General features: G+C 53.5%; 9 protein-coding genes. 6 read left to right on the forward strand and 3 right to left on the reverse strand.

Annotation, left to right across the window (positions count from 1 at the left end; translation table 11 throughout):
- The 3 genes from ychF to QCH34_RS03390 form a co-directional block, all read left to right on the forward strand.
- A partial coding sequence (gene ychF / locus QCH34_RS03380) for a YchF-related putative GTPase (RefSeq protein ID WP_300330095.1) occupies positions 1-997 on the forward strand: 997 nt, incomplete at its 5' end.
- A 104-nt stretch (positions 998-1,101) separates the two neighbouring features.
- Entirely contained in the window at positions 1,102-1,422 is a 321-nt protein-coding gene (locus QCH34_RS03385; RefSeq protein ID WP_300330098.1) for a hypothetical protein, read from the forward strand.
- A gap of 173 nt (positions 1,423-1,595) precedes the next feature.
- Positions 1,596-2,807: an ATP-binding protein gene (locus QCH34_RS03390; RefSeq protein WP_300330101.1), complete on the forward strand. Its 1,212-nt coding sequence runs from the start codon at positions 1,596-1,598 to the stop codon at positions 2,805-2,807.
- A 383-nt stretch (positions 2,808-3,190) separates the two neighbouring features.
- Here the strand turns inward: QCH34_RS03390 and QCH34_RS03395 are convergent, their stop codons facing one another.
- The 3 genes from QCH34_RS03395 to larB are packed head-to-tail and all read right to left on the reverse strand — an operon-like array spanning position 3,191 to position 4,849.
- Positions 3,191-3,544: a hypothetical protein gene (locus tag QCH34_RS03395; RefSeq protein WP_300330105.1), complete on the reverse strand. Its 354-nt coding sequence runs from the start codon at positions 3,542-3,544 to the stop codon at positions 3,191-3,193.
- A 31-nt stretch (positions 3,545-3,575) separates the two neighbouring features.
- Positions 3,576-4,082 carry a nicotinamide-nucleotide adenylyltransferase gene (locus QCH34_RS03400; RefSeq protein WP_300330108.1) on the reverse strand — a complete coding sequence of 169 codons (507 nt, stop codon included), beginning with the start codon at positions 4,080-4,082 and terminating at the stop codon, positions 3,576-3,578.
- Entirely contained in the window at positions 4,079-4,849 is a 771-nt protein-coding gene (gene larB / locus QCH34_RS03405) for a nickel pincer cofactor biosynthesis protein LarB (RefSeq protein ID WP_300330111.1), read from the reverse strand. The genes QCH34_RS03400 and larB overlap by 4 nt, the downstream gene beginning before the upstream one ends.
- Positions 4,850-4,892: 43 nt before the next feature.
- Between larB and QCH34_RS03410 the strand changes: the two genes are divergently transcribed.
- The 3 genes from QCH34_RS03410 to QCH34_RS03420 all read left to right on the forward strand — a co-directional run.
- Positions 4,893-5,201, forward strand: a complete 309-nt coding sequence (locus QCH34_RS03410) for an ABC transporter permease (RefSeq protein WP_300330114.1) — start codon at positions 4,893-4,895, stop codon at positions 5,199-5,201.
- Between the two features lie 14 nt (positions 5,202-5,215).
- Positions 5,216-6,439, forward strand: coding sequence for a histidine--tRNA ligase (hisS, locus tag QCH34_RS03415; RefSeq protein WP_300330117.1), 1,224 nt, complete (start codon positions 5,216-5,218; stop codon positions 6,437-6,439).
- Positions 6,426-7,724, forward strand: a 1,299-nt coding sequence (locus QCH34_RS03420; RefSeq protein WP_300330120.1) for a DNA topoisomerase VI subunit B, incomplete at its 3' end; no start/stop codon positions are given. The genes hisS and QCH34_RS03420, both read left to right, overlap by 14 nt.

Consider the following 7,724-nt stretch of genomic DNA (forward strand, 5'->3'; position numbering starts at 1 on the left):
ATGCGGCCATTGTACTGATGGAGTCCGGTTCATCGGGGTGGGGCTTGTTGATGTTGCAGGCCTTGTCCCGGATGCACATCTTGGAAAAGGGCTTGGAAACCAGTTCCTTGATCACCTCCGATCTGCCGATGCAATCATCCAGGTGGTTGATGCCAGCGGAAGTACCGATGCTGAAGGAAATCCGGTCGACCCCGGATCACATGATCCGATGGAGGATGTCCGGTTCCTGCGGTATGAGATGGCGATGTGGGTCTCCGGGATCATTGAGAAGCATCTTCCGCGCCTCGCCCGGGCCTCGCAGGGGAAGGAGCCGGCACTGGTCGAGCTTCTTGCCGAGGCACTTGCCGGCCTTTCGATATCGGCAGAGGATATCAGGACCGCAATTGACGCAACCGATGTGGATCTCTTCAAGGCAGATGCGGATGCCCTCTGCCGGTTCTCTGATGCACTCGTTTCGATCAACAAGCCGATGGTGGTGCTCCTGAACAAAGCCGATATGGCAACTGACGAGATGCTGAAACCGTTACCTGCTGAGATGATCCGGGCGACTGCGGCAGGTGAGCTTGCGCTGAGAAATGCCGCCACAGCAGGCTTGATCCGGTATCTTCCGGGAGATTCCGATTTTACTGAGAGTGAGTCTGCCGGGATGACGCCACAGCAGAAGAAGGGGCTTTCGATGCTCCGGGATCAGATGAGGCGGTTGAATGGAACCGGTGTTCAGCAGGCAGTCAACCATGCCGTCTTCTCGATACTGGAGATGATCGTCGTCTATCCGGTTGAGGACGAGACCCATTTCACCGATGCAAAGGGGCGGGTGCTTCCAGATGCCTTCCTGATGAAGAAGGGATCAAATCCCCGTGATCTCGCATTCCGTGTGCATACCGATATCGGGAAGGGGTTCCTGCATGCGATTGATGCACGGACAAAGATGCGGATCAAGGATACCACCGAACTGAAAAGCGGGGACATTATCCGGATAGTCAGTACGGCAAAGTGAGGTAAGTGGAGGGTTTTTCTGCAGGTGAAGCGTCAAAATAAAGCGAGGGGGGGCGCAATCCTGCGAAAGCCTTATATTAGCTGGATGAGAAGGAGTTATTACGTATGGCTGGCGAGGTGTATCAGGCACAGGTGCTGAAGAATTTCTTCGATACGATCACCGGTACTGACAGGAACCTCACCAGGATCTCCATGTGCGTGGTGACACTTGCGAAGCTGAAAAGTGAAGATCCCGCCAAAGTCACATTTCTTTTAGACCAGATGAGAAAGTCACGGGAGAAGAAGGAACTCTCGATCGATATTCTGGATTACATGGTGGATGCCGCCGTAACCCTCGAACTCGAAGTTGTCCAGACGGCATTTGGCGTTACCAATGTCAGGCAGCTTGCAGAAGAGTTCGGCTCAGTCTCGCTTGACTCGTTTTAGAGAAAGGGCATTATACAGTCTTTTTTTCAATGAGAGAGCCTGCTCTTTATCCTGATGATTAGAGGTTGGGGGATTGTCCAGTTCAAATGATCAATTCTTTCCATTTGGATTGAACAATAGTGTCCATTTGAAATGGATAGATTTATCATTTTACATGAGTAGTATCGTATATCATGATCCTGAAGAGCGAGCTCAGAAAGATCTTACGATCCCAGAGAGAGGCAATGGGGAGGCGCAAGTCCGGCGTTATCCGGCAGGATCTTGTACGAGTGAAGCCCCTTCAGAATTTTGCCATTATTATCTCCGGAATCAGGCGGTGCGGAAAAAGCACGCTTCTTGTCCAGTCGATGAAGAGGGAGGAGGAGTTTTACTACCTGAATTTTGAGGATCCCAGGCTTGCTGAGTTTGAACTCAAAGATATTGAGATGCTGGAGGAAGCCTTTTCCGAGGAGTTTCATGAGGCTGATCTCTATTATTTTGACGAGATTCAGAACATCACAGGCTGGGAATCATATGTCAGATATCTTCTGGAGAATGAGAAAAGGGTGGTGATCACCGGATCGAATGCATCGCTCCTGAGCCGGGAGCTCGGGACAAAGCTGACAGGAAGAAATCTCCGGATCGAGCTCTTTCCATTCTCCTATCATGAATACCTGGATTACATGGAACGTGATGACTCGAAAGTATCGTTTCAGGATTATCTTGCTTCCGGCGGTTTTCCGGAGTTCCTGAGAACAGGAATGGATGAAGTCCTCCAGAATCTTCTGCTGGATATCATTGCGCGGGATATCATCTTCAGGAACCCCGTAAAAAACCCAGGAATAGTAACAGAAATTGCAGTCTATCTTTTGGGAAATAGTGCCAGGGAGTTCACGCTCTCAAAATTACAGAAGATTTTTTCTGCAATTGGATCGGTTACCACCATCGCATCATATGTGGAGCTGCTTGAAGATGCATACATCATCTTCACCCTGCCACGGTTTTCTTATTCCCAGAAAAGCAGGCAGATCAACCCAAAGAAGGTATATGCCATAGATAACGGGCTTATTCGTGCAAATTCAATACAGTTCTCAGACGATTCGGGCAGGTTCCTCGAGAACCATGTCTTCCTTGAGCTCAGGAAGCGGTATCGGGAACTCTTCTATTTCCGTGAAAAGGGTGAATGCGATTTTCTCGTTAAAGAGAAGACAAAGATCACAAAGGCAATGCAGGTCTGCTATTGCCTGACCACCCAGAATAAAAGGCGGGAGATCGAAGGACTGGTAGAAGCGATGGAGTTTTTTGAGCTTGATTGCGGATATATTCTGACGCTGGACCAGGAAGAGGATATTCACGTAGCCGGAAAAAGGATCTCAGTTCTTCCGGCTAGGAAATTCTCATATTGAGAGATAAGAAGCCTGCTCGCTATTTCATGTGGGTGATTTGAAGCAGGTGCGGCGCGGGTATCGGGAGGTGGGTCAGCGAGGGGGAAGGATGACAGGGGTGATAAAACCTTGCTCATCAGAGCAACCTGAAAGGCGATTCGTCGAATCGGGGTTTATTTGCTCTGGCAAACTAAAGGAGCATTCCCGCCCCTCCCACGTTGCATCTGCGGTCACCCAGTACAACCTCCCTGCGAAGCACCTGCGGACGGGACGGGGCGGTGGGAATCGCTGTGGTTCCTTCTCCCGGCGTACAATTCCTCGTGTATGATTCAAGCCTCTTCATAAAATGTTGCATCGAACCCTGTTTAAAACGCACATGGATGAGATAAGAGCCTTTTTTCTGTCTATCCCTTCCTTATCCGCCACTGGAGCCTCGCCGTCAGGATGATGATCGTCACGGTAAAGAGCACCATCAGCGGGAGTTCCTGTGGGATGTCGCTTGGCAGGATGAAGAAGATGACTGCATACAACGGAGTGAACATCGAGACGAGATCGCGCCTCGGATCGGCAAATGCCATCCCAAGCAGGAGGAAGGATGCGATGATACATCCCCAGATACCCGGTGCTGCAAGGAAGGGAAGGGGCAGAGTGATGCCAAGTGCGGAGAGAAGAACTCCAAAGATCGCAATACCGGGGGTAAGGTACCAGTACTGGTTGATCATCTCAGCGAATGGAGGTGTCGGTTTTTTCTGTGCCATTGATACCATTGTTTGTGCTTCGTATTGATATTCAATCGGTTTCTGAGATCGTCCTGAGACGGGAGACGCCATCGATCTCCCGGATCACTCCTACAACCGCTCGCGGCACATACTCTTCCCAGTCTTCTCCATTGAGCATCTTCTGCCGGATCGCCGTTCCGGAGAGGGTCTCCCTGAGGTACATCGGAGGGGATTTGATCGTGATTGATGCTTCTTTAAAGAGCTGGATCACAAGCGGGTTCGAGGTATAGCAGATATCAAACGGGGGAGTCATCGAGGTGACATGAGCCACCCAGAGGGCGTTTCTCCGGAGATCCTCGATAGGTATTACATAGAACGGACATCCGATTCCCTCGAGCGCGCGGGTGATCATCAGTACCCGCTCTCCGGCGGTGAAGGGGTTCTGTACATCATGGGAAAGCTGGGCGCTCCCCACACCGATGATGATCTCGTCAACCTCCTCTGCGATCCCTTCCAGCACCGCCTGGTGGCCGTTATGGTATGGCTGGAAGCGCCCGATATAAAAACCTCGTTTCATTCTCTCTGCACCCCTGAGGCGATCTGTGCGGCAAATGCACCTGCGGTGAAGCCTGCATCGATGTTCACAACAGTAAGCACAGCACAGGACTGGAGCATGCTGGCTAGTGCCGCCTCGCCTTTGCCCATGTACCCGTACCCGACCGATACCGGCACCCCGATCACCGGCCTGCCAACAAGCCCTGCGACAACTGCGGGGAGTGTGCCTTCCCTGCCTGCACAGACGACATATGCGTCTGCGTCAAGGAGGGTTTGGAGTGCCGGGAAGAGGCGGTGAATCCCGGCAGCACCGACATCATATGCCGTGAGGGTTCTGCAACCCATCTCTTCTGCGATAATCCGCGCCTCTTCCGCCACCCTGATGTCCGAAGTCCCTGCGGTGATGATCCCGACTGTGCCGCTGTTGACTGGTTTTTCTGTTCCGTTCGAGAGGATGACGATCCGTGCATCACGATAGTACTCACAGATGAGATCGGGTGCGGCTTTTTTGATAGCGTCAGCCTGATCGGGTGTAGCCCTGCTCGCAACACACCGGCCGGATGCCTCCACGTACCGTCTCATGATCTCGACCAGGTGAGAAGTATCCTTCCCCTCAGCCAGCACCACCTCCGGGATCCCGCAACGGATCGAACGTCCGAGATCGATCCTGGCGACACCTGCAATCTCCTCCAGGCGGAGCCCGCTGATCTGATCGGCGGCTTCTTCTGGGGAGCATCTGCCGGATCTCACCTCTTCCATGAGATTCAGGATACGTGCATTCAATGGCATGGTCACTATTATCAAGGGACGAGGCGCATAATAAGTTCATTGTATGGATATCCTCTTTCTTGTCACCTGTTTTGGAGCCGCAGTTGTGATATTTCTCTGGATGCGTGATCTCCGGATCTATGGGAGAACCGGACAGCCACTCTATCGGAGGGCAGCACTGCGGGGCGTGATCTGGATGGCTCTTGCCTCTGTTGGGATTGCGTTTGCCTTCTTCGGCCAGTCGTTTCTTGGTATCGGTCTTATGCTCGCTGCACTCTATCTCCAGGGAAGAGATGAACGGGAGAAGGTATGGACCAGCGAAGGGAACCTGGAGCGGTTCTTCGGCGCAGTGAAGACAAAGAAGAGACAATAAGTAGGTGTTATATCATGATCCAGAAACCACGAGGGACACGGGATTTCTTCCCTGATGAGCTGGAAGCACGAAGGAGAGTCGAAGAGACAATGCGGGAAGCCGTCTCCCGCTGGGGGTATCGTGAGGTTTCCACTCCAGAGTTTGAGAATCTCGAACTTTTCACCCTCCGTTCCGGTGAAGGTATCATCGAAGAGATGTATGCATTCCAGGATAAAGGCGGCCGCGACATTGCACTTCGTCCAGAACTGACAGCTCCGGTCCTCAGGATGTATGTGAATGAGGCTAAGGTGCTGAACAAGCCGGTCCGCTGGTACTATTTTGGAGACTGTTTCCGGTATGAACGGCCGCAGAAAGGGCGTTATAGGCAGTTCTGGCAGTTTGGCATAGAGCTTGTCGGCGCAGATTCTGCGATGGCCGATGCCGAAGTAATGGCAGTCGGCTATAACCTATTGAAAGCCACCGGAGTCTCGTTTGAGCTGCGGATCGGCGACCTTGCGATGATGCGGAGCCTGCTTGCCGATCTTGAGCCGGATCTACAGAAGAAGGTCCGTGCCTGCCTTGACAAGCGGGATTACGGGGCACTTGAAGAACTGGGGCTGGGAGGAGATCTGGCTGGATCCTTAACAGCGCTCATCGAGTCGAAGACACTGGATGATGCATTTGCGATCACAGGCAGCATCCCTGAAGAGACACGGATTCGCGAAACCTTCGCTATACTGGATGCACATGAGGTGCAGTATGTTCAGAACTTCGGGATCGCCCGCGGCCTCGACTACTATACGGGTTGTGTCTTCGAGGCATTTGCAGAGAATCTCGGTGCAGAGAACCAGATCATGGGCGGGGGAGCATACCGCCTTGCCCACCTCTTCGGAGGCGAGGAGACACCCTCTGTTGGGTTTGCGATCGGGTTTGACCGCGTTATGGTCTCTCTTGGGGAGCAGGAGGTGAAGAGGCCGACAACGGTTGCAGTTGCTACAACCCCCGAGGGGCGGATCTTCGGGATCACGGTGGCTGCTGCCTTCCGGCAGGCCGGCATCCGGACGATTGCTGATCTCATGGGAAAGAGCCTCTCTGCACAGCTCTCACAGGCGGCAAAACATGCTGATTACGTGGTTGTGATCGGCGGCCGCGAGGCTGAGGCAGGTATGGTGACACTGCGGGATCTCGCAACCGGCAGCCAGCAGACCATATCTCTTGAGGAGGCTGTTGCCGGGGTGGTTGGCAGTGGTACTCGCTGAGGAGCTCGCCAAGCAACAGAAGAGCATCAGCGTTGCGGAGTTCTTTGAGAAGAACAAGCATCTCCTCGGGTTCGACTCCCCTATCAGGGGAATTATTACCACGCTGAAGGAAGCAATCGACAACGCACTCGACGCCTGCGAGGAGGCAGCAGTCCTCCCCGATATCCTTGTAATCATTAAGAAGACACCTTCAGGAACGTTTACTATTGCTGTTGAGGATAACGGCCCCGGCATTATGCCCGAGCAGGTGCCGTTTGTCTTTGGGAAGTTATTGTATGGATCACGGTTTCACCAGGTAAGGCAGAGCCGGGGGCAGCAGGGGATCGGGATCTCGGCTGCGGTTCTGTATGCGCAGCTGACAAGCGGCATCCCCGCAACGGTGATATCACGCACCAGTGCGAAGACAAAAGCTCATCGGTTCACCCTGATGATTAAAACCCAGACAAATGAGCCGGATGTGCTCTCCCACGAGGAGATCGACTGGTCACTTCCGCATGGCACCAGGATTGAGCTTGAGTTTGAAAGTTCGATCTCGGCAAAGAAGCGGCTGCTTGAGTACCTGAAGTATACCTCGATCGTCAATCCCCATGCCCGATTCCGGGTCGAGATCGATGGGGAGAGTTCCACCTTTGAACGGGTCTCCGGGGAGGCGCCCCCCTGCCCGCAGTCGATCAAGCCACACCCCTATGGGATCGAGTTTGGAATCCTGAAGCGGATGGCTGCTGCCAGTGAGATGACGGTGGATCTCTTTCTTCAGGAGGAGTTCTCCCGTGTCGGAAAGAAGACGGCAACAGAGATTTTGTCTCATGCCGGATTGAACGGATCTGCGGCTGTCTCGAAGCTGGAGCCGGGGAATCTGAAGAAACTCCTCACAGCAATGCAGGAGGTCAAGATCCCGGCGCCCCCGGCATCCACCTGCCTCTCCCCGATCGGGGAGGATCTGATTCTTTCAGGGCTTGAGAAGGAGTTTTCACTCGATTTTGTGAAGTCACGGAGCCGGGCGCCGGGTGTCTTCTCGGGCCACTCGTTTGTGGTTGAGGCAGCAATCGGGTATGGCGGCCGTCTTGAGGCTGAAGGCTCAGCCCGGATACTGCGGTTTGCCAACCGGGTGCCGCTCCTCTACCAGCAGGGAGCCTGTGCGATCACCCAGTCGGTTGCAGCAGTGAACTGGAAAAGTTATGGGATCGCACAGTCCGGACTTCCGATCGGGCCGATCCTGATCCTCGTGCATATAGCCTCAACGAATGTCCCGTTTACGAGTGAGAGCAAGGATGCTGTTGCATCC

Origin of the sequence: Methanocalculus sp. (assembly GCF_029762515.1) — an archaeon.
Classification (GTDB): Archaea; Halobacteriota; Methanomicrobia; order Methanomicrobiales; family Methanocorpusculaceae; genus Methanocalculus.